The organism is Paenibacillus sp. J22FR21 (assembly GCF_056269135.1).
The window spans coordinates 324,672-346,243 of the sequence record NZ_JBWDNJ010000002.1 but is presented as its reverse complement, the minus strand read 5'-3'; the positions used below and the strand labels follow the sequence as shown (position 1 = coordinate 346,243).

At 50.9% G+C, this 21,572-nt stretch carries 16 protein-coding genes and 2 tRNA genes; 2 read left to right on the top strand and 16 right to left on the bottom strand.

Translation table 11 applies throughout. From position 1 onward, the window contains the following. Positions 1–42 precede the first annotated feature (42 nt). The 13 genes from AC0YNS_RS07365 to AC0YNS_RS07305 all read right to left on the bottom strand — a co-directional run bounded on the left by AC0YNS_RS07365 (position 43) and on the right by AC0YNS_RS07305 (position 13,490). Positions 43–1,479 (bottom strand): ABC transporter substrate-binding protein, encoded by a 1,437-nt coding sequence (locus AC0YNS_RS07365; protein WP_475780366.1) that lies wholly within the window; start codon positions 1,477–1,479, stop codon positions 43–45. Between the two features lie 458 nt (positions 1,480–1,937). Next, positions 1,938–2,024 (bottom strand) — tRNA-Leu (locus AC0YNS_RS07360). 91 nt (positions 2,025–2,115) lie between these two features. Beyond that, a complete protein-coding gene (locus AC0YNS_RS07355) occupies positions 2,116–3,201 on the bottom strand; it encodes an SGNH/GDSL hydrolase family protein (RefSeq protein ID WP_475780365.1) in 1,086 nt (361 codons plus the stop codon). 153 nt (positions 3,202–3,354) lie between these two features. Beyond that, positions 3,355–5,052, bottom strand: coding sequence for an extracellular solute-binding protein (locus AC0YNS_RS07350; RefSeq protein ID WP_475780997.1), 1,698 nt, complete (start codon positions 5,050–5,052; stop codon positions 3,355–3,357). Between the two features lie 144 nt (positions 5,053–5,196). Continuing rightward, positions 5,197–6,096, bottom strand: coding sequence for a carbohydrate ABC transporter permease (locus AC0YNS_RS07345; protein WP_475780364.1), 900 nt, complete (start codon positions 6,094–6,096; stop codon positions 5,197–5,199). Positions 6,097–6,111: 15 nt separating this feature from the next. Then, positions 6,112–7,035 (bottom strand): ABC transporter permease, encoded by a 924-nt coding sequence (locus AC0YNS_RS07340; protein WP_475780363.1) that lies wholly within the window; start codon positions 7,033–7,035, stop codon positions 6,112–6,114. A 226-nt stretch (positions 7,036–7,261) separates the two neighbouring features. Next, positions 7,262–8,911 carry an extracellular solute-binding protein gene (locus tag AC0YNS_RS07335; RefSeq protein ID WP_475780362.1) on the bottom strand — a complete coding sequence of 550 codons (1,650 nt, stop codon included), beginning with the start codon at positions 8,909–8,911 and terminating at the stop codon, positions 7,262–7,264. Between the two features lie 14 nt (positions 8,912–8,925). Beyond that, positions 8,926–11,223, bottom strand: coding sequence for a helix-turn-helix domain-containing protein (locus AC0YNS_RS07330; protein WP_475780361.1), 2,298 nt, complete (start codon positions 11,221–11,223; stop codon positions 8,926–8,928). A 331-nt stretch (positions 11,224–11,554) separates the two neighbouring features. Further along, positions 11,555–11,641: transfer RNA gene (locus AC0YNS_RS07325), tRNA-Leu, on the bottom strand. 109 nt (positions 11,642–11,750) lie between these two features. Beyond that, positions 11,751–12,140 (bottom strand): TFIIB-type zinc ribbon-containing protein, encoded by a 390-nt coding sequence (locus AC0YNS_RS07320; RefSeq protein WP_475780360.1) that lies wholly within the window; start codon positions 12,138–12,140, stop codon positions 11,751–11,753. A gap of 71 nt (positions 12,141–12,211) precedes the next feature. After that, entirely contained in the window at positions 12,212–12,421 is a 210-nt protein-coding gene (locus AC0YNS_RS07315) for a hypothetical protein (protein ID WP_475780359.1), read from the bottom strand. 90 nt (positions 12,422–12,511) lie between these two features. Beyond that, the gene (locus AC0YNS_RS07310; protein ID WP_090978009.1) at positions 12,512–12,832 is read right to left on the bottom strand and encodes a hypothetical protein; all 321 of its coding nucleotides are present in this window, start codon (positions 12,830–12,832) and stop codon (positions 12,512–12,514) included. 88 nt (positions 12,833–12,920) lie between these two features. After that, entirely contained in the window at positions 12,921–13,490 is a 570-nt protein-coding gene (locus tag AC0YNS_RS07305) for a xanthine phosphoribosyltransferase (protein ID WP_090978007.1), read from the bottom strand. 191 nt (positions 13,491–13,681) lie between these two features. Here AC0YNS_RS07305 and AC0YNS_RS07300 point away from each other — a divergent pair, with 191 nt between their 5' ends. Further along, positions 13,682–14,404, top strand: coding sequence for a hypothetical protein (locus AC0YNS_RS07300; RefSeq protein ID WP_475780358.1), 723 nt, complete (start codon positions 13,682–13,684; stop codon positions 14,402–14,404). Here the strand turns inward: AC0YNS_RS07300 and AC0YNS_RS07295 are convergent. Next, a complete protein-coding gene (locus AC0YNS_RS07295; protein WP_475780357.1) occupies positions 14,387–15,670 on the bottom strand; it encodes an ArsB/NhaD family transporter in 1,284 nt (427 codons plus the stop codon). The two genes, AC0YNS_RS07300 and AC0YNS_RS07295, sit on opposite strands and share 18 nt — an antisense overlap. A gap of 110 nt (positions 15,671–15,780) precedes the next feature. Here AC0YNS_RS07295 and AC0YNS_RS07290 point away from each other — a divergent pair, with 110 nt between their 5' ends. After that, positions 15,781–16,821 carry a YkvI family membrane protein gene (locus AC0YNS_RS07290; RefSeq protein ID WP_475780356.1) on the top strand — a complete coding sequence of 347 codons (1,041 nt, stop codon included), beginning with the start codon at positions 15,781–15,783 and terminating at the stop codon, positions 16,819–16,821. A gap of 42 nt (positions 16,822–16,863) precedes the next feature. Here AC0YNS_RS07290 and AC0YNS_RS07285 read toward each other — a convergent pair whose 3' ends face one another. Further along, complete coding sequence (locus AC0YNS_RS07285) at positions 16,864–20,217, bottom strand: AAA family ATPase (protein ID WP_475780355.1); 3,354 nt, start codon at positions 20,215–20,217, stop codon at positions 16,864–16,866. After that, positions 20,214–21,566, bottom strand: a complete 1,353-nt coding sequence (locus tag AC0YNS_RS07280; RefSeq protein WP_475780354.1) for a metallophosphoesterase family protein — start codon at positions 21,564–21,566, stop codon at positions 20,214–20,216. The genes AC0YNS_RS07285 and AC0YNS_RS07280 overlap by 4 nt, the downstream gene beginning before the upstream one ends. Positions 21,567–21,572 lie beyond the last annotated feature (6 nt).

The window sequence follows — 21,572 nt, the reverse complement described above, 5'->3', positions numbered from 1 at the left end:
GTGTCCCGTTCAAATTACATGAAATATGCTAATTGGAGCTGGTTACTTCGAATCTGCTTGCAGCTTCTGGATACCGGCATCAAACTGATTTTTGATTTTCTCTACAGCCGTAGCAGGTGCTACTTTGCCTTCTGTAATATCCTTCAGCACGCCGTCAACCAGCTTGTCTGCATCCGGAATGGCGATGTAGCTGCCGCTGTAATCGATCTTGTCGTACATTTGCGTGCGAGTATCAAGTCCATCCGGCGTATATTGGTTTTTCCAGCTTTCTACCGCAAGCTCTTTGTTTTTACCGTGCAAGCTGATTTCGTCCATGATTTTCATAGCGATTTCAGGGTTCTTGGAGTATTTGGAAACCATGTACATGTTGCCGTAAGGTGTGAAGGACGTGTAATCAGAAGCGTTAGGCGCTTTCGGGAAGAAGACATAACCAAGCTCTGTATCCTTCATGTTGTCCTTCAAGCCGCCGAGTTCCCAGCTAAAGCCGCCATACATCACGCTTTTACCAGCGATAAACGCTTTGTCATTGCCGTCCTTCGGAGCTGGCTGCAGGATCGACTTATCCACGTTGTACATATCCGCTACTAGTTGAAGGCCTTGGATCGAGTTTGCGCTGTCCATCGAGAACTTCATGTTGCCGCTCTCGTCTTTATCGAAGGAGCCTTTATTGCCATAGACGAATTGCTCCGTACTTACCTTCATGTCCCCGATATAACCGAACACGTCTGTTTTGCCATCGCCGTCTTGGTCCTTCGTAGCAGCTTTAGCTAGCTCGCGGAATTTATCCCATGTCCAAGCGCCGCTCTTCTGCAATTCGTATGGATCTTCAACGCCGAGCTGTTGAACCAGCTTCTTATTATAGAAAATACCGTATGGAGAAGGAGGAGAATCAATGAATCCGTATTGTTTGCCTTGGTAGCTGCCGCCGTTCTTCATCCAAGCAATGTACTTGGAGTCGCTCATATCCAGCATGTCGTCGATCGGCAGGATGAAGTTCTTGTTTACGAGTCCCGGGAATGACCAGAACAGCTCAAGTACGACTACATCTGCGAACGGATCGCCTGCAAGCGAAGTCGTTGTCAGGTTCTCTACATATTTGCCGTAATCGCCGAACTTCACGAATTCGATCTTGCCGTTATATTTCTTCTCAGCTGCTTCGATTAACGCGATTTGCTCGTCGTCTGCCGGAACACGGTCTTTCTCTTCCTTCAGACGCGGGTCAGCGCCGTCCCACCATAGACCAATCTTGATTGTTGCGCCTTTAAGATCGCCTGCACTCTCTACAGGAGCAGTTTCAGCTGTGTTCGTGGCATTGGTTTCGTTCGTCGTTGCCGCCGTGTCTGTATTTGCTGCCCCTTCAGAAGCAGTGTTATTCGTTGTGTTATTCGTATTGTTGTTAGCGCCACATCCTGCTACCGAAAAAGCTACCATCAATGCTGCTGCCGAGACCATCAAACTACGTTTGTTTCCATTACGCATTTTGTTTTGTCCTCCCCTTGGTTAGAAAAATGAATTTGCATCTAAACCCTTGCCAAGCTGCTGCTAAAGTATGGATTGCCTCCTCCCCGGATGCTCTACTTGAAGGTATACCTTGATTATATCAAATAGGTATAACCTGACATTTGGTTGCGTTTTCATTTTATGTCTAATTTACAAAAATGTAAATAGTGAATATATCTTTTTATCAAATTTTTAATAGATTTTACATTTTAGAACTAAAAAGTGGCATAAATATACAGGTTTCGCCGATAAAGATATACTCCATTTACAAAAGGTTCAATTGGATATGGTATATAAGTCGTATGTGCAAATTGATTATCTGATGGATTTCGAACTAGTAAAATAGGAAAAAGCATATCTTCCATTCTGTTTGCGGCAACAAAAAAAGGGCTCAGTAAGCTCAACTGAGCTTACCGAAACCCTTGTTCGTTAAAAGTTGGTGCGGTCGAGAGGACTCGAACCTCCACGGCTGTTACACCACTAGAACCTGAATCTAGCGCGTCTGCCAATTCCGCCACGACCGCATCTGGCAGTTGTCGCTTCATATATCCGAAGCGGCGTTTATAAAAATACCATATTAGCTAATACGAAGTCAATATAATCTTAACAATAGAATCAATGTTCGAGCAGCGCAAGCACTCGAAGCCATGTCCCGGTGCTTCGTTGATCCTTCTGAGCTGCATTACGCACCGTAATCCTCATCGATTCCGCCTCCGAACGCAGCACCAATTGCACAGGTACTGGCCGCCAAAACATCGGGCACCACTCATCAAACGGATTCACGAGCTGGAACGGACCGCCATTGACCGCAAATTCCAGCATGCCGGAATCCGGCCCGCATATGAGCAGCAAACCTGCTCCACGTCCGTTCACGTCGAAGCTAAACGCCGCCTCCGGAGCATCTGATGCCAGATGATCGGCAGCATATCGCCAGTTGACCATGTTATCCGGTCTCCCTTGCGGCTGGAACAGTTTCTTATCGTAGACGGCGGACAAGTCCCGCATCCCAGCGTGCTCATATGAGCCGACAAGCAAAGGCGCCGGAAGTCCGGAAGAAATCTCAGTCAAAGTCTCAGTCAAAGCCTCAGCCATATCCGTCTCAATAGCATCCTCCAGAAATGCCAGCAATAAATCCGCATAGAAAGCATACCCGTTATCATTCGGATGCGTACGATCCGGTGCAAGCTCCTCCCATGTCCCTCCGCCTGCCCACAGCCAATCACGTACCCTCGCGAAGAACGACACGGATGGCAGACCGTAATGAGCGGCAACCTCTTCATGTGCCGCAATAACGTACGGATCCTGCTCTCTCAGATTGTTCTCGTCTGCCGAATAGAGAAACACAATATCGGTCTGCGGCGACAATCGGCGACATTGAAGCACAATGCCCTCCATGCCCCGGATCGTCTCCGCTTTTCCTTCTAGAGTTTGTTCCCTGTGCTGGCTGTCATTCACTGCGAACTCGATGAACAGCAGGTCAATGTCATGCTCCAGCATGACATGGGATTGCAATCGATGTGCGCCAAGAGTGGAATTCGTTCCCCCAACCCCGGCATTGACGAAAGTCCAATCCGTAGAAGGATAGGCAGTTTGCAAATATTGCTCCGTTAGCGCTCGCCAGCTGGAACGATCGGGATCGGTAGCTCCATAGCCTTCCGTTATCGAACCGCCGAGAAAAGCAACCGTAACGGGTTCTTGCAACGCCAGTTTCTTCCTGAAACGCGGCAAGCCCCCGCGAGCTGTGCAGTATTGATTTCCGTTTACCTGAATCACATCATTCATTCCTTTTGCATAATTAGCATAACAAAACCGGGCGCTTATGCATGGATAATGCGCCCGGTTGTCTTGCTATGCTTATTTCTTGAACGTGGAGGAATCATACGCCTTTTGCAAAATTTCCAGGTAGCGATTGAGCTTCAAATCTTCAAGCCCTTTCACGTAGCTGTCCCAATCCTTGTCAAGGCTCTTGTGACCCGTGATGAATTGCAGCGCGTTCTCATCAATGTACGTTTTGATGTTCGTTTGCAGCATCGTAGCTTCGTCTACTTCAGTCGGATCAAGCCAGATTGCCCACAGCGGGAACAATTCCTTCGGCTCATGACCTTGGTATTGAAGTGTCGCTTGATACAGACGACGCTCGTAGTTCGCGGAATCGTAGATGTCTGTGCCTTGTACGTAGCTGTCACGGTATTCTTTAGGCATGTAGAAGTGAGCCATACCGCTCCAACCTGCGTTACGAGGAGCTTCGCCTTCCGCTTTCGGAATCGGAGCAACCATCGGTTGTACACCTTCGCCAAGTGCAACCTCGCCGTCTTTCGGATCTCTCCAGTCAATGTCTTTCATACCGGATGCGCCGTTTGTTTGTCCTTCAGGGGAGAACATGTAATCAACAAGCTGAATCAGAGCGACTTGAGCTTCTTTGCTTGCTTTGCTGGTGATTGCGAATTTAGCACCAGGGGAAACACCGCCGCCGTCATGTGTAGACAGCGAAACGCCGTTCGGTCCTGTAAGCGGCGGAACCGGGTTGTAGTCTTTGGAGTTTTTGTTGCCGTGATCGATGTTTACGAAAATAGCCGGGTGCATACCTGCGCCTGCGCCGAGAATTTGCGCATCGCCGTTTTCGCCGATCTTCTTGAATGCTTCCGCATTTTGCGTGAATGCACCCGGATCGATCAAACCTTCATCGAACAACGACTTAATGTAAGTCAACCCTTGTTTCCATTCGTTTGTTACTGCAGCAGAGCCGACTTTACCGTCTTGCATCAACAAGTGGTTGCGATCGTCGTCATAAACGAATGCATCCATCAAGTAAGGAACGACGCGAACACCGAAATCCTCTGTCGAGCCGCTAAGCGGTACTTCGTCTTTTTTGCCGTTGCCGTTAGGATCTTGGTTTTTAAACGCTTCCAAAACCTTCTTGAAATCTTCCGTTGTTTTCGGCATTTCAAGCTTCAGCTTCTCCAGCCAGCTCGTATTCAGCCACATTTTGTTCGGGTACGAACAGTGGAAACATTGGGAATAAGCAGGAAGACCATAGATGTTGCCGTCCGGTGCGACGCTGAATGCTTTGAAATCCGCGTTAGTGTCCAGAGCTGCTTTAATGTTCGGGGCATATTGATCGATCAGATCGTTCAACGGAATCAATACGCCTTGTTTACCGTATTTGATCAGATCCGCTTGTGAGAATTGATCGATATACGCAGTCAGCATGTAAGCATCCGGGAAGTCCCCGCTCGCAAGGGAAATTTGCCGTTTCTCTTTAGCGCCATCACCTGGTATGGCTTCGAAGGTGAAGTTGATCTTGAATTTATCTTCTACGAATTTCGTGAACTTGTTCGTTTCCAGGTTAATGTCCTGCTCCTGTACAGCGAACAGCTTGATGTCGACCGGTTCTGCAGGTGTAGTCGTGTTTGTTTCAGCAGGCTCGTTCGTATTCGTCGATGCGGCATTTGTCGGTTCGGTGTTTGAAGCCGTATTACTGTTTCCGTTGTCTTTGGAGCAAGCCGACATAACCATCGTGGTCATCATGACCACTGCAAGCAAGCTTACCATTCTCTTTTTAAACACGTGTAATCGCTCCCTTTTAGTTGTTCTGCTTGGATTATTTCACCTTCACCACTATCATCAGGATCAAGCACAGCCTTGTAACAGTTGCGCTTTACACCGGCATCCCCCCTTTCAATACCTTCATCTGATTTAGCCCTTAACCGACCCGACCAGCATCCCCTGCACAAAATAACGCTGCACGAACGGATAAATAATGAGCACCGGAAGCGTGGCTACTACAATCAGTGAATATTTCAGAAGCTCAGCCAACTGCTGCCGCTCCACCTGCTTCATAGCGTCCATGTTGGAGCTGCCGCTGTTGTTCTGAATGATGATACTCCGCAGAATCAGCTGCAGCGGGTACTTACTTGAAGTTTTGAGATAAATAAGGGCATCAAAGTACGCATTCCATTGACCGACCGCGTACATGATGACGAGAACGGCAATAATGGGCTTGGACAGGGACAGCACCACACTGCGAATGAAGCGGATGTCCGTGCAGCCGTCGATTTCGCTTGCTTCCACCAGCTCAGCCGGTATGGACTGCTGGAAGAACGACCTCGCAATGATGACTTGCCACACCCAGACCGCGTTGGGAATGATGAGTGCCCATCTCGTGTCGATCAAGCCCATGCTCTTCACGACCAGATAAGTCGGAATCAGTCCTCCGCTGAACAGCATCGTGAACGTTATGAGCATCATGATGACGTTGCGGCCGAAGAACGTTGACCGCGAAAGCGGATAGGCCAGCATGACCGTCAGTGTGACACTGATAAATGTGCCTGCCGCGGTGTACAGCAAGGAGTTACCGTAGCCTGTCAGCACTTGCGGATTCTTGAACAGCGCTTCGTAGCCCTTAAGCGATATGTCGACTGGCCATAACCAGACACGTCCCGCCGACACAGCAGCCGGGCTGCTGAAGGAACTGCTGAAGATGTAGATTAAAGGATAGAGCACCGCCACCAGCACGAGGGCCAGGATGATGTAAACGACGGTTAGAAACACCTTATCGCCGGATGATTCTTTGATTTTATTGGTTACCTTAGCCACGAAAACACCTCTTCATTACCAGATGCTGGATTTCAAAAACCGTCTTGCCATTGCGTTTACTGCAAACAACAGGACTAGATTGATGACAGAATTAAATAGACCTACTGCCGTTGCAAAGCTGTAATTCGCATTCAGCAAACCGATTTGATACACGTATGTCGCGATGATCTCTGAGCTGGCGATATTCAGTTTATTTTGCAACAAATACACTTTCTCGAAGCCGATTGCCATGACGTTGCCGACATTCAGGATCAAGATAATCGAGATGGTGGGCAGAATGCCCGGCAGATCAACGTTCCAGATTTTCTGGAAGCGTGATGCGCCGTCCACTTTGGCAGCTTCGTATAACGTTGGATCTACCCCTGCGAGCGCCGCCAAGTAGATGACGGCGGAATAACCGGCTGTCTGCCAAATATCCGACCACACATAAATGGATGTGAACATGTTCGGGTTACCAAGGAAGTTAACCGATTCCAGCCCAAAGTGATTCATGAATACGTTTACAAATCCGAGCCTAGGTGCTAAGAAAAGCATAATAATCGAGACCATGACGACTGTGGAAATAAAGTACGGTGCAAAGGTGACGAGCTGCACGAATCGCTTAAACTTCTGAGCGCGTATTTCATTTAGCATCAGCGCCAGCACAATCGGAACCGGAAATCCGGCAAGCAGCAGATAGAAGCTGAGCGTAAGCGTATTCTTCACGATCGTACCGAACACCGGGTTCTCGAAGAACATTCTAAAATTGTGAAAACCCACCCAAGGGCTTCCCCAGATGCCCTTCGTTACGTAGTAGTCTTTGAAGGCTAATACAGCGTTCAGCATCGGATAGTATTTGAAAATAATAAAGAATAAAAGCGGCGGTGTGACGACGAGATACAATTGCCAATGTCTTGCGAAACTCCTTCTTGCGCCGAGACGTTTGCCAGCGGCCTCCAAAACAATCCCCTCCTATGAATCGAACCTTGATGTGTGACAGCGCTTTCTACAGGATCGATCATAGGTGATTTTCGGCATCTCTAGGAAGGTACAATTTCGTCTTTTACCGTACAGATCTCCCGAATTCAGGGGGACATTTCCCCATAAAACGGCCATCTGAGCCGCCGCACCTTGCAAATAGGCGCAAAAAAAAACCGACCGCATCAGTCGCGGCCGGATAAAGTACTTATTTCGTATTTTCTTGTGCAATCCATCTATTGTACGCCTGCTGCAAAATCGTAACGTACCGGCTTGCGCCAAGTGCTTGTAGTCCGTTCACGTAGGCATCCCAGTCCTTCTCGAGGTCTAATTGGCCTGTTATGAACGCCATTGCGCTTTCATCAATCTCGTGTTTCATATTGGATTGCAGAAGACTCTCTTCATCTGCATTCGAGGAGTCGATCCAAATCGACCACATCGGAAAAACTTCCTTAGGTTCATGTCCTGTATACAATTCCGTTGCTTGATAAAGCCTTCTCTCGTAGCCGTTTGGCGAATAAATGTCCATATCCTGCACCCAGCTGTTTCTGTAGGACTTCGGCATATAGAAATGGCCCATCCCGCTCCATCTCGTATTATGGTGAGCATCAGACTCCTTCACTGCAATGCTAGCGAACTGTGCCGGAATATTAGGGTCAAGCGCTTGTTCGCCATCGAACGGCCGTCGCCAATCAAGGCCTTCCTTGCCTATTTCCGCATCAGCCTGTCCTTCAGGCGTATACAGATAATCAGCGATTCGAATGAGCGCGATGCGTTCTTCGGGGCTCGCTTTATCTGTAATTGCAAATTTAGCTCCCGGCGTGCTGCCGGACTGATAATAGACGGCGTAAGAAGCATAGGGCCCTTGAAGCGGCGGAACGGGCACATAATCGCTGCCGCGTTTGTTGCCAAGCCCCGTGTCAACGAATATAGCCGGATGCATGGCCGTCCCCGCTCCCAATATCTGCGCCCCGGCATTCTCGCCGAGCTGCTTATAGGCATCCGCATTTTGCGTAAAAGCACCTAAATCAATTAAGCCTTCATCATATAAGGATTTGACGTATTTCAGACCCTCCCTCCACTCAGGCTTATCCGCTGCCAGACTGACTTTCCCATCGGCAACTTCTACATAGGTGCGATCATCGTCATAAATAAACCCGTTCATGAAGTAGGGAAGCACGCGCACACCGAAATCCTCTGTTGATCCGCTGAGCGGAATTTCGTCGGCCAATCCATTCCCGTTCGGGTCGCCGTTCTTGAACGCCCTAAGCACCACGCGGAATTCTTCGGTCGTCTTCGGCATCTTCAGATTCAACTTCTTCAGCCATTTATCGTTTAGCCATAGCTTGTAGGGATAGGAGCAATGAAAACAGTCGCTGAATGCGGCCAACCCATAGATATTTCCGTCCGGCGCCGTATTGAGCGCGCGAAGGCCAGGCTCTTGGTCGAAGGCTGCTTTAATATTCGGTGCATAGTGATCGATCAAATCATTCAACGGATAGAAAAGCCCCTGTTTGCCGTATCGGAGTACATCAGCCTGCGTGAATTGATCGATATAGCTCGTCAATATATAAGCATCAGGATAATTCCCGCTCGCCAGCGATATTTGTCTCTTCTCCTTGGCGCCTTCATAGCGAATCGTTCTCCAGTCGAAGGAGACGTTAAACCTTTGTTCCAGTGACCGCGAGAAATCATTCGTTTTCAAATTCTGATCCGAATCCTGCTGCGCAAAGATACTGATTCGGAGCGGTTTATCTGCGGACTTGCCCTGCTGCTTCACATAATCACAGGCAGGAAGTGCTAAGAGGAGTGCGCATAGTGAAATAGCGGCACAAGCTGACTGAGCAAACGTCTTCAAAGCAAATCCTCCTTTCATCCCTCGGCTGTCTGCCGGTACGAGCTTGGTGACACACCTGTAACGCGTTTGAAAGCTCTGCGGAATGAATGAGAGCTGTTATAGCCAACACGGGAAGAAATTTCATCAACCGTATACCGATTCTCACGCAGTAAGGTCACGGCATGCTCCATCCGAACCTGCTCCAAATAATCGGATAGATTGGAGCCTGTTACTTCCTTAAACAGCTGCGAAATGTATTTCTCCGGCCGTTCCACTTGCTCCGCTATGCGGTATAATGTCAGCTCGGCATCCGAGAAATGTTCGCCAATGTAAGCTTTAATACTTTCAACCGTTCTTGTATGACTATCATTCTTGCGGCTGACGACTACTGCGCACATCGCATCGGCAATATCCTCGATTTCCGTCTGGAAGGTACGTTTATCGTGTGCTTGAATGGCAATAATCCGATCCTTCAGCTGCTCGAATATGCCGGATTCCATGAATGTCTTCTGATCGAGCAGCTTTAGAAGCGTCCCCTTTACTTCTCCGACCAGCTGCTGCCACATCTCAACTGACAGCTCGCGCTGCTCGGTATTGAGTGAGAGCACGGAGCGGACGATACGCCGTGCTTCTTCGGTTTCCCCTGCCCGGATCGTCCCGATCAAACGAAGCTCGAGTTCAAGCGGATAATAGTAAGTTGCACTCTCCATGCTCGTTTCGTCATACCACACGACACCTTTGCGATCGGCGTGCAGCGCATGCTCCAAGGTCTGTTTAGCCTGTTCATAGGAAACGCTGACTTCCGTTTCCGAGCCGAATTGATCACCGAGTGCAGCTGCAAATGTAATGCGGTATTCAGCAAAGGCCTGCCGAGACAGCTGTTCCAGCAGAGAGGCGATCTCGCTGCGTCCTAATGCATTACCGGTCTCGGCTTCCTTGGAAGCGAACACGATAACGATTCTGTCTGAGCCCCAATCCGTTGTCAGCATAAAGCCGGCAATATCAAGAAGCGCTTGCTTTAAGATGAGTCTCGCAGCATGCAGCTCATTCAGTACCTCAACACTGTCCATCCCGCTGTAGCCTTGTACGTGAAGGATGCACACATATCCGGAATGACCATAAATCCCGGTATTCGCTTGTGAAGCAGCGGCGAAAATCTCCTCCCGCGTCTGCAGCTCCCCGGAAATTAACCGTTTCAAGAAGGCATCTCGAATGAGGGGAAGCTGCCGATGCAGCTCAGACTCCAGCTGATTGCTGCTGCGGATCATTTCTGCGATATTCCCGTGCAGAAAATCGTATTCATTCCGCTCGGCCGTCTCAACCTTCCCGAACTGTTCCTTCACAACCGACACCAGTTTATGAATCGGCACGCTGTTGCGGTAAGCCAGCAATAATCCGACCAGCAATCCTACGGCTAATGCAATGCCGGTAATCGTCCATGTCATGAACTTGATCTGATTCGCGTTCTCTAATAAGACATGTCTCGGGATGCCCGAACGATAAACCCAGCCGTTCGTCTCCGAGTGAATCGTAATGACGAGATCATCCTCATAGAATTGACTCGTTTGATTCGGATCGAATTTAGCGTCCTTGGACAACGCGTTCATGTCTGGCAAACCGGTGCCCGTCGAAGCAATCGTTTGGCCGTTGGCATCGCTGATTTGCGTCCATCCGCCGTATTTGTCTGTAATACCCGTTAATAGATTCGCGATCGTTTTCTCGTCGATAATGACGACGGCAACGGCAGGCGAGGAGCCGCTGAAGCTATCGAGCGGGAAAGACTGCATGTACGTAACAACAGCAGTCGGCGTACCTTTATTATTAAATTTGCGAAGGGGCATGATTTCGCTGCGATGCGTTTTCCCGAGCACAGTTTGCTTCCATTCTGCAAGCGTTTGATCTGTATAACGGAAATTATCATAATAATGCTCCGGACGGAAATAGGCAGAACCCGGCGTCAGGATGACATTGTAGTTGCCCAAGTAGATATAAAACTGCTGGAGAAAATCATTGGTTTGCCCGAACGTCAGCACACTGCGCAGCATTTTCCATATCCCGTATACATTCGTTTGGTCCCCTGCGCTCTTCTCGTTCATCAAGATACTTAAGTCCGGATTGATGGCGAGCTGTCTCGTGAAGCCTTCAACCTCGGCCATCCGCCGCTCCAACAACTCTTTGCTCTTCTGGAGCTGTATCACATTATTCTGGATAGACAGTTTCTCCGTAACTGAGATGGAGGTGCGATAAGAAATGAATCCAGCGATGCTGGGAATAATTAATATGACGATATAAGAAATTAGGAAGCTTCGAAACACGCTTGAAAACTTCTTCATCCAACCTCCCCCCTCCCCTTTTTATGTTAGCGCTACCACGCCTTTTCATTCTATTATCGTATAAATTACAGCTCACCGCACGACATTTATATTAAAGTAAAGCAAACAAAAAGATAGTTCCACACTCTCATCTTCCTCGATTTCCCATATATTCTTGTCGCTTCCTAGTAACTTACAATTTGAACCAATACCTTGCTAGAATTTCCTATCAAAAATAACCACTTCCTTCAACGGTTATTTCTACCGGAAGAAAGTGGTCTTACGAAATCAAAAAAGGGTCTGGTCAGCCTAATCATTGCTAGGCATCCCAAACCCTTACGATTTAAATAATTGGTGCGGTCGAGAGGACTCGAACCTCCACGGCTGTTACACCACTAGAACCTGAATCTAGCGCGTCTGCCAATTCCGCCACGACCGCATCTGGCAGATGTTCCTGCGGTACAAACCGCAATCACGTTTGTAATTATGGCATCCGGATCAGCCGAAGTCAAGATGAAGGATTAATGTTGAAAATTTCTAACTATAGTTTATTCGAACAGGTCTCCGAAAACATCAAGCATTGTTTTCTTCTTGCGTGGCTTGCCGTATTTATCATAACCATGTTTATCATACCCATGCGAGTCATAACCGTTCTGACTGTAGCCTTTGCCGGTGTTATAATTGTGATCCTGCCCTTGACTGCGATGCCGATCACGATCTTGATCGTAATGGGACTCATTCGGCGGATAAGCAGGGTTGACTTGAACGTTGCGCTCCAGGCGGTCGTAGTCATCGCGAACTTCTTTGACACCGCGTACAAGCTTGTCCAGCTCCCCGCGATCCAGCCAAACCCCTTTACAGTCCGGGCAAACGTCGATTAGAACGCCGTCCTTCTCTATCTCGCGCATACGAACATCTGAACATACAGGACATTTCATTCGAATAACCTCCAGTAACGTTTGCTACACCAATACGGATGATCCTGCATTTCGTTTCAACTTTTTCTCATTTACAGCTCTGTTCGAGGCGCCGTCACCGGTTCATAGACATAGCTTCTGCTTAGTTTGACCACTCTGCGGCTGCGCTTGCGAATGACGACGGAATCGGCATCCCATGCGACGACAATACCGAGTACATCATTAGCTTCTATCCCATCTCTTACTACGCGCAACGGTGTTCCGTCTACACGAAATTGATCCAGCTGTGCTTCTGTTATCATTCTCATTCGCTCCATTTCTATAAAAAAACCTCAATACGGCAAGGAATGCCAGCATTGAGGTCTCTCCATTCACTTGTTTCGTTTCTACGCTCAGCTAACATGTTCCTTCGAATCATTCGTTTCGTACCATTCATCAAGAACCCGAGACGACATTACGCGGCTAGTGATATACTCCGCTTGTTTCTCTGTGAACTGTTCTTTCCAATCCATCTCAAGCTCGGTAGAGAGCTTCACAATCGTAAGGAGTTCGGACCATGCAACATACCGTTTATACCAGAAAAACTGCGGATGCTCAATCATATAAGGATACAAGTCATCAAAATCCGTATGCTTGCAATCAAGAGCACGTTCGAAATGGTTCTTCGCTTCCGACAACTTGGTTACTAAATAATCAGCAGATAATTGTCCCATATGTTGTGCCTCCAATCCGTCACTTACGATCATTATAAGCCAATTCATTCAACTCGAAAAGATGATGATCATGGAATTTATCTGGAACCTATTCGAAACGAATTTTTCCGCCATCCAGCGAAGCGATACGCACCAGCGATTCAACACGAATGCCTTGTTCACGAATCGTACGTGCTCCCGCTTGGAATGATTTCTCCACTACGATGCCAAGTCCTGCCAAGGTTGCACCGGAACGCTCGATAATTTTGATGAGACCACGGGCTGCATCGCCGTTAGCGATGATATCGTCGATGAATAGTACGGTATCGTCCGGCGTCAGAAATTGACGGGAAACCATAATGTCCGTTACAATGCCTTTCGTGAATGACGGGACACGTTCGCAGTAGGCATCCGGATCAGCGATGAGCGTTTTCTTCCGACGAGCAAATACGAGCGGCACCCCAAGTGCCAGGGCTGTCGTAAAAGCAACCGGTATGCCGGATGATTCCACCGTGATGACTTTCGTAATCGGCGTTTCCGCATATAAGCGCGCAAATTCTTTACCCATCTCTTGGGTAAGGATCGGGTCGACCTGATGATTTAACAGGGCATCCAGCTTAAGTACATCTTGATTTAGAATAGAGGCTTCACGCAGTATGCGTTCTTTTAGCAGTTCCATTCGCTTTCCCTCCACCAGAAAAAATCTTTTCCGTTAAAGGTATCATATGGAACACCAACAGCGCAACTAATCGGCAAAAAATATAACGAAACAGCAGCTTATCATTGCAACTTTTTTCCATTATCGACGTCTAACTGTTTAACAACGATACGGATCGGATACCAGACGTACATCTAGGAGGTGTGACACGCATGACACGAACGATAACGAGTTTAACAACCAAACAAATCGCCTATGCCGCCGCTGCCTGCACGATGCTTCTTCTGCTCTCAAGCTGCTCGCTTGGCGTCGCAGGGCTTGAAACTACAAATACAGGCCGGTTAACGGCTGAACAATCCGGGTCACTCATTGACGACCATTCCGACAGCCCTCAGAAGGCCTATGTTTCAAAAGGCGACGGTCAAGAGACTCTATTCGAAGAGCCCCCTTCTCAAGACACAACAATCGCGGATGCGCAGACAGAATCCTCCACAGGTAAAGCCGGAACGAAGCAGGCTGCCGTGAAGGAAGAGCCGAAGTGGGATCCCAAAGCCCCTAAGCTCCACGGCATCTCGATTGGTGATGCAAAGACAGTTCTGGATCTACGACTGGGCAAACAAACGGACAGCTATACGATTAAGGATGAGAAAGAGACGATTACCGTTATTGAATATCCCGGGTTCTCCGTCGGATATGGTTCGGATAAGAAAGTTCGGTTCGTAGAAGTTTTCGAGAAGAATGTCTCGAGCAGCTTGAGCGGTCTTCGTGTAGGTGACAGCGAGAGCGCTGTGACTACAGCTTTAGGAAAACCGACGACGCATACCGCAAGCGTGCTCGCTTATCAGGCTACAGGGGCATTGCTGAAACTGGACCTTGATCCTCAAACGAAAAAGGTACTTTCAATGAAGCTTTTCTTACTACCAGATAAGCCATAAGGTTAGAAGTGCACTCAACAATATCGGTACGGTCAGTAGCAGTCCGTATTTGGCGTATTCCCGCCAAGACATATCGATGCCGCCTTTGCGCAGCAGCTGCAGCCACAGAAGCGTTGCGAGAGAACCAATCGGTGTCAGCTTGGCGCCGACGGAAGTACCGAGTAAGCTGGCGTAGGGCAAATAATGCGGCCCTGCCATCTGTTCGATGGCAAGTGACGATACGAGCACAGCCGGCAAATTATTAACTGCCGCGCTGAGCAAGGAGAACAGCGCACCAGAGCCGAGGATGCCGATCAATGGTCCTTGTTCCGTCAAAGGTTCGATTGCGTGAGGAAACCAGCTCACTGCACCATGAAGATACATACTGTAGACGATAAGATTCATCGACAAGGCGAATACGACGATTAGCCAGGGCGCTCCGCGGAGCGTCTTTTTCACGTCTCCTTGTCCGACAGCCATACTTGCAAGCCACTGTACTGCAGCTCCCGTCAAGGCAATCGCCGCAACCGGAACTCCGATTTTGTCCGCTACCAGATAGCCGCCCATGATGGCCGCAATGATGACCCAAGATAAGTAGAACAGCCCTTTATGGCCGATCGCTGAAGTTGGATCAGGAAAGGATTCAGGCGCGTGCGGCCTCTCTTCTTCTGCTCGAATGCTGCGTCCGAAGTAGCCTGCCGTAACCGCAATCGTCACCACGATCGCGACGATTCCCGGAAGAATCATCGTTCTGGCATATTCCCCAAAGGACAGATCAAAGAAATCCGCGGTCAGTATATTCGTTAAATTGCTCATCATAAGCGGCGCGCTTGCTGTGTCTGCCATTAAACCTACACCAAGCAGGAAGGCGATACTGCTCCTGCGAGACAGTTGAAGCAATGCCGTTACTTCCAGCACAATCGGAATCATAATCAGGATCGTGCCGTCATTGTTGAAGAACACGGTGATTGCCGCAGCAAGCGCGCATAATCCGATTAACAGGCGCAGCTGCTTATGATGAAAGGTTCGAACGATATGGAGTGCTGCCCAACGAAAAAATCCATTCGCGTCCAGAAGCGCCGTAAACAGCATAATGCCGATTAAGGAGAAGGTCGCATTCCAGACAAAGCCCCATATGTAAGCCGCATCCTCCGGCGTAAGCAGCCTGGCTACGAATAACAATGCGGCGCCGAGAAGGGCGACGATTGCTTCGTGAATTCCTTTTGGCTTCCATACAATCAGTACGAGGGATGCAGAGAAAACACTAATGGCAACTACCATAGCCATAACAGTAAATCCACCGCTTTCTCTTATAAGAAGGATAATAGTCATGCCTGTCCCTGATTGGACATACCTTTACTAGTAGGTATTGTATGAAAGGCAGGTTATGTGTACGTATGAAAAGAGCGAGTAAAATCATGCAAATCGCGTTTACGTATATGGGTACGGTAGTCGGCGCAGGTTTTGCAACCGGACAAGAGATTTTGCAATTTTTTACTCGATTTGGTGTTCTGGGTGCCGTTACCATTCTAATGGCCACGATCATGTTTGTGTGGCTCGGTGCCAAAATGATGCTGATTGCAAGCGACGTCAGGGCAAAATCCTATGAGGACGTCAATAAGGTGCTGTTCGGCGATCGTTTCGGCCGCTGGATCAGCCATTTCATGCTCATCGTATTATTCGGCGTTTGTGCCGTTATGCTTGCCGGTGCCGGTGCGATATTCTCGGAAAACTGGAATTTATCCTATCAAACCGGCCTGCTGATTACGATGGTCGGCTGCTTCTTCCTGCTGCGCAAAGGGATGAATGCGATCTTGACCGTGAACGCGATTGTCGTGCCGGTCATGCTGCTCTTCACGGTGCTCATCATCATCGATACGGTCAAAACGCCGGGCTCGGATCGGTGGCTGCTTCTGACAAGCGATCATTCGCCCATCTCCATCTGGGCCTCTCCATTCCTCTACGCCGCTTTCAATTTATCTATGGCTCAAGCCGTGCTTGTTCCGCTTGGCGCAGAAATGCGAGATCGCAAAACGATCGTTTACGGTTCATGGATCGGCGGCATCGGGATCGGCTTCATGCTGCTTGCCGGCCACATCGCATTATCGGTGTATATGCCTGGTATCCAGCAATTTGCAATTCCGATGGGCGGTATCGCGCGTCAGCTTGGCCATGGCATTCAGTGGATCTATATCTTCTTGATTTTCGCCGAAATCTTCACGACTCTGATAGCCGATGTGTACGGGTTGACGCTGCAAATGCAGGAACGACTCAAACTCTCCCGTACCCTGCTCACGATTCTGACGTTAGCCTCCTGTTATGTAGCGAGCCAAATCGGATTTGGCCCGCTCCTCTCCACGCTCTACCCGCTGTTTGGGTTGATCAGCCTTGGCTGGCTGGTGCTGCTGATTAAGCAGCGGCCTCCTGCTGGGGAGTAGCCGCGTTCAGAGCAAGCGGAGAGCAACGAGCCCTTTCATTGATTAAGATAAGTGAATTAGTTGGGCTTGCGGCAGAATGGTACGTACTAAGTCTCTCATGTGATCATGGCAGGTAAACAGCACAATTTGGCGTCGTTCTGCCAGCTCGCCGAGCACTTCGACGGCCGCTGTCTGCCTGATCAGATCAAAATTAACGAGTGGATCGTCAAGCAATAGTGGCAGTTCCATTGAGGCTGCCGCCTCATCGGCGAGCGCTAGTCGCATCGCCAGATATAACTGCTCAGCAGTTCCTCTGCTGAGCAGTTTGCTTTCAACCAGCCTTCCGTCTTTCGTTTCCAGTGAGATCGTTTGCTCTCCTTCCGGAATCGAAATCCGTTTGTAGCTTCCTTGCGATAGCCTTGACATAATCCGCGACGCTTCGCGAAGTACGCCCGGCTGTCGCTGCTCCTCCATGACTCGTTTGGTTCGGCGAATCATCGTCATGCTAATCGCCCCTACCGCATATCGCTCTATCAACTGTTCCAGCGCAGCCGTTGCCTGCTCCCGCTCCATAATCAGCCGCGATCTGCCGCTGCTTTGCAGCAGCTGCTCCAGCTGCTGGCGCTTGCGTCCGCTCTGCTCGAGCAGCTCGCTTCTGCGCCGCTCCAGCTGCTCAAGCTCGCGCTTCGCTTCCTCTTGCATCTGCGCCAGCTGATTGCCATCGCTAGCGGAATACCAAGTCTCCAGCTGTTCGAGCTGTCCACTTGTCAAACCCGCCGTAAGCTCCGCATCGAGCCGATAGCGCTCCGCTTCGATTTCCGCCAGTCGCTCGGAACGCTGCAACGCTTCCAGCCATTCCAGTTCATTGCTCACGCGCGCGGCAGCGAACCACTGCTGCTGCTTCGCTTCCAAGTCGAGCGTGAGCTTGGCCAGCTGCGCAGCCTGCTGCTCCAGCTCCGCGAGCCGCGCTTGCAGCTCCTCGGCGCGGCTGCTTGCCGCCGCATGCCGGCTCGCTTCCGCGTGCAGCATCCGGACGGCCGCGGCCGCGTCGCCATGCGCGCGATTGACCGCCGCGGGGAATGCCGCGCTAAGCTGCAAGACCGCGTCTTCGAAGGCGGCCACCTCCGCCTGCAGCCGCGCAGCCTTGCCTGCTGCGCGGTCATACGATTGCAGCCGCAGCAGCGCCTGCTCGGCAAGATCGAAGGTTTCCGCGGCCGCTTCCGGCGTGAGCGAAGCCGGCAGGTCGCACGCGGTCAGCCATTCGCGCCATCTGGCCGCGATGGCTGCTGCCGCTTCGGCCGCGTGGTCCACCGCGGCGAGGGCGGCGTCCTCTTGCGCGCGCAGACGCGCATGGCGGCGCGCAAGTTCTCCGCGGCGCTCAGCGGTGCCGGCGCGCAGGCGGAGCTCGTCCTGCCGCGCGTCGATCGCAGCGCGCAGCCGCGCGAGCACTGGCGCAGCCGCGCCTGCTGCGCCACCGGCAGCGTCCAAGACGCGGCCGTCTCTTGCAGCGGCGGTCTGCCGCCATGCCGCGGACAGCTCTGCCTGCTGCATCGCAGGAGCTTCGTGCTGCTCCCGTGCCAGCAGCGCTGCCAGAATACCCGCAGGCTCGCGGACAAGCTGCTGCACCGCAGCAACAACGCGCTTCTCCGCTTCGGCACGCAGCGCGTCAGAAGCATCCCTCCTCCCGAAGGAGGACTCCTCCTGCACGCGCCTGCGTCCTGCTCGGCTGCGTCCGCCGTCTCTACCTTGCGATACGCTGCCGCCTGACGGCCCACCAAACCTCATCAATCCCGGCGCCGCGAGCGCCACTGCGGCAACACCAGCGACAGCTGCCGCTACCGGCTCGCCGACAACGACAAGCACGGCTGCGCCGGCCGCCGTAACCGCTACGGCTGCCCAATAAGCGCCGCTTCCAACCCGCAGCTGCGAGGAGTGCCCCTCTCTCGACCGCTGCTTCAGCTCATCTTCGGAACGCTGCAACGTCGTTGCAGCGTCATGCGCAGCGCGAAGCTTCGCCAATTCCAGTTCATGCCACGCTTCCTCAAACTGTCGTGCAGCAAGCCGAAGAGTCTCCGGAGAATCCGGCAGCAGCTCGATTGCTGCCGAATTCCCACGAGCCCGCACGCCAATATCCCCATCCACCTCAGAAAGCTGCGCGGCCGCTTCCTTAGCCAGCTGCGAGGCTGCGCGCAGCTCCGCTTCCGCATGCCCGTGAACTTTCGAGCTGTCCTGAAGCGCAGCTCGGAACACCCTCGCCTGTTCCCGATCTGCGACTCCATTTGGGAAGGAGCGTAGCTCCGTTTCGGTCCAGTTCGGAGAGATACGATGAATCAGTCGGCTAGCCGTCTCCTCGTGTTCGCGCATTTCTGCGGAAAGCTCAGCAGCACTCTGCCTGGAAGCCGCAATATGCTCTGCTGACAGCAGCAAGGCTTCAATCTCATGTTCACTTGCGATCAACTGATCGTCGTAAGACAATAACGCCAATTGCTGCGATTGCCTCTGCGCTAGTTCCTTATTGTGCTGTCTTTCCCCATGCAAACGAATAAGCTCTGCCGCTATTGCCTCTGTCTTCGCGCGCGCATCTGCTACAAGCCTTGGCGCATCGCCATAAGCCTCTTGCTCTTTCAGCAGCGCAAGCCGATCGATCCACCTCTGACGCAAGTGAACCGCTCTTGTCAACAACGCTTCCTTCTCCTTCACATAAGGGAGCTGCTCTTCCACATAAGACTGATCACCTTCAATCTCGGCAAGCGATGAGCTCAGCTCATTAAATACGGCAATACTATCCTCCGATTGACGGAGCTGCGCATCGAGTTCGTCAAGCGTCTTAATCAGCTTATTCATTTGCTGCGTGCTTCCACGCGGACGATACAATTGATCCAGCTGTGTATTTAACAGCTTCTCCGTCTTCGCGATCGCACTGCCGCCATTCCAGCCTGCATGATACAGCTGCTTGCCCAGTTCATCGCCTTCCAGCATTCCGATCGCCTGCAGCTCTGATAATGAGATCGCAAACAGCTCTCGGAACAATCGCTCGTTGACGCCGCCCAGAAACAAACGCTCCCACATCGACTGCGTGAGTGTCTCAATTCCACCATTCCCGCTGCTTCCCACCGGGTCAAGCCGGCGAAGGTTCACTTTCCCCGCAGCACTGCTGTAACGCTCCAGCACAAAAGGTTGTCCTGCATGATTGTCGAAGAACAATCGGCCGCCATGTCTGCCGCCATGAACCGGCTCCTGTCGTTCAGCCGGATTGCCTTTATTCGCAAAACCGAACAGCATCGCGCGAACGAATCCGAGCATCGTGCTTTTGCCTGCCTCGTTATGTCCGTAAACTATGGTTACGGGTGCATCAAATTTGCAGTGAAGGTCGCTCAGCTTCCCGAAGCCTTCTACATGAAGTCCTTGAAGCTTCAATTACGCCCGCCTCCTTGTCCTGCTTCTTGCTCGGGTAACGACTCTATCTGTCCATCTGTTTCCTCCGTCAACATCCCGGCCGCAAGCTCCCTAGCTTGCTCGAACCATCCTGCAGCTCGTTCTGTTTGCATGGCTCGTACCATCTTACGAATTCTGGCATTGCTCGATAAAGATTGAAGCGCTTCTTCGAGCAGCTGCCGCATCGCTTGCTCGTCCACTTGCGCGGCGTTGCTGCTTCGAATCAGTTCACCTGTAAAACTATCTTCTACGGACAGAGCATCCAGATCCAATTCTGCTCCTGTTGCAGCTTCTAGACTATGGAGCCAGCTCCACTGCATGCCGGCCACGGCGTTCAAACTCGCATCAAACTCTCCGATTCGTTCTCTTAGTGCGCCCAGCAGTTCCGTGATTACGACTGCATCCGTTAATAAGCGATGCATTGGGCCTCGGCCCTCAAGGTGCAGCTTGATCATAAGCGACCTGCCTTCACCATTCGCCACTGCCGAAGCGACAGCTTGTTCCAATGCATGAAGCAATGCCTGCTCGGACTGAATACCTGCGATGGATACACGCAAAGTCTCCCACCTTATCGTGTCTAAGGGAAGAAATCGCAGCTTCGTCTCCAAGGTATCGCTGACGTCTACGAGATAACAGCCCTTCGCACCAGTCTCGTTGGCATGTCTGCCCTGCGTATTGCCGGCATATACGACATGCGGATAACTATGTAGCACAGCACGCTGATGAATATGTCCGAGCGCCCAATAGTGGAAGCCCGCACCAATCAGCTCCGCCAAGCTGCAAGGTGCATAGGGATCATGCCCGGCATGTCCGTCCACCGTGCCATGCAGCAGCGCGATTTGATACGAACCATCGGCTATAGGCTTGTAACGTGATGCCAAATTCGCAGTTACAACCCGTGTCCCATAGGAGATCCCATGCACATGAGCAGCCAATTCGCCTTCCTTGGTATATACGGGTACAGCTTCCACCGTATCCGATCCGAAGAAATGAACCGAAGATGGCCATTCCAAATTAGCCTGCGTGCCTGATAACGAATCATGATTGCCATGAATAACAAATAGCCGCACGCCTTGGGCATGCAGCTTCTGCCACTCCCGCTGCAACGATAGTTGCGCTCGGAGCGATCTGTCGGCCATATCATAGAGATCGCCGGAAATGACTACAAAATCAACTGCTTCGCGCAGTGCCGCCTCGACCAAATGGCGAACAGCCTGAAAGGTCGAGGATCCAAGTCCTTCCCTTACATGGGAAGGTACCTCCGTCAATCCGCGAAAAGGACTATCGACATGCAAATCCGCAGCATGAATAAATCGAAATGAGACTCCCATGTCCTA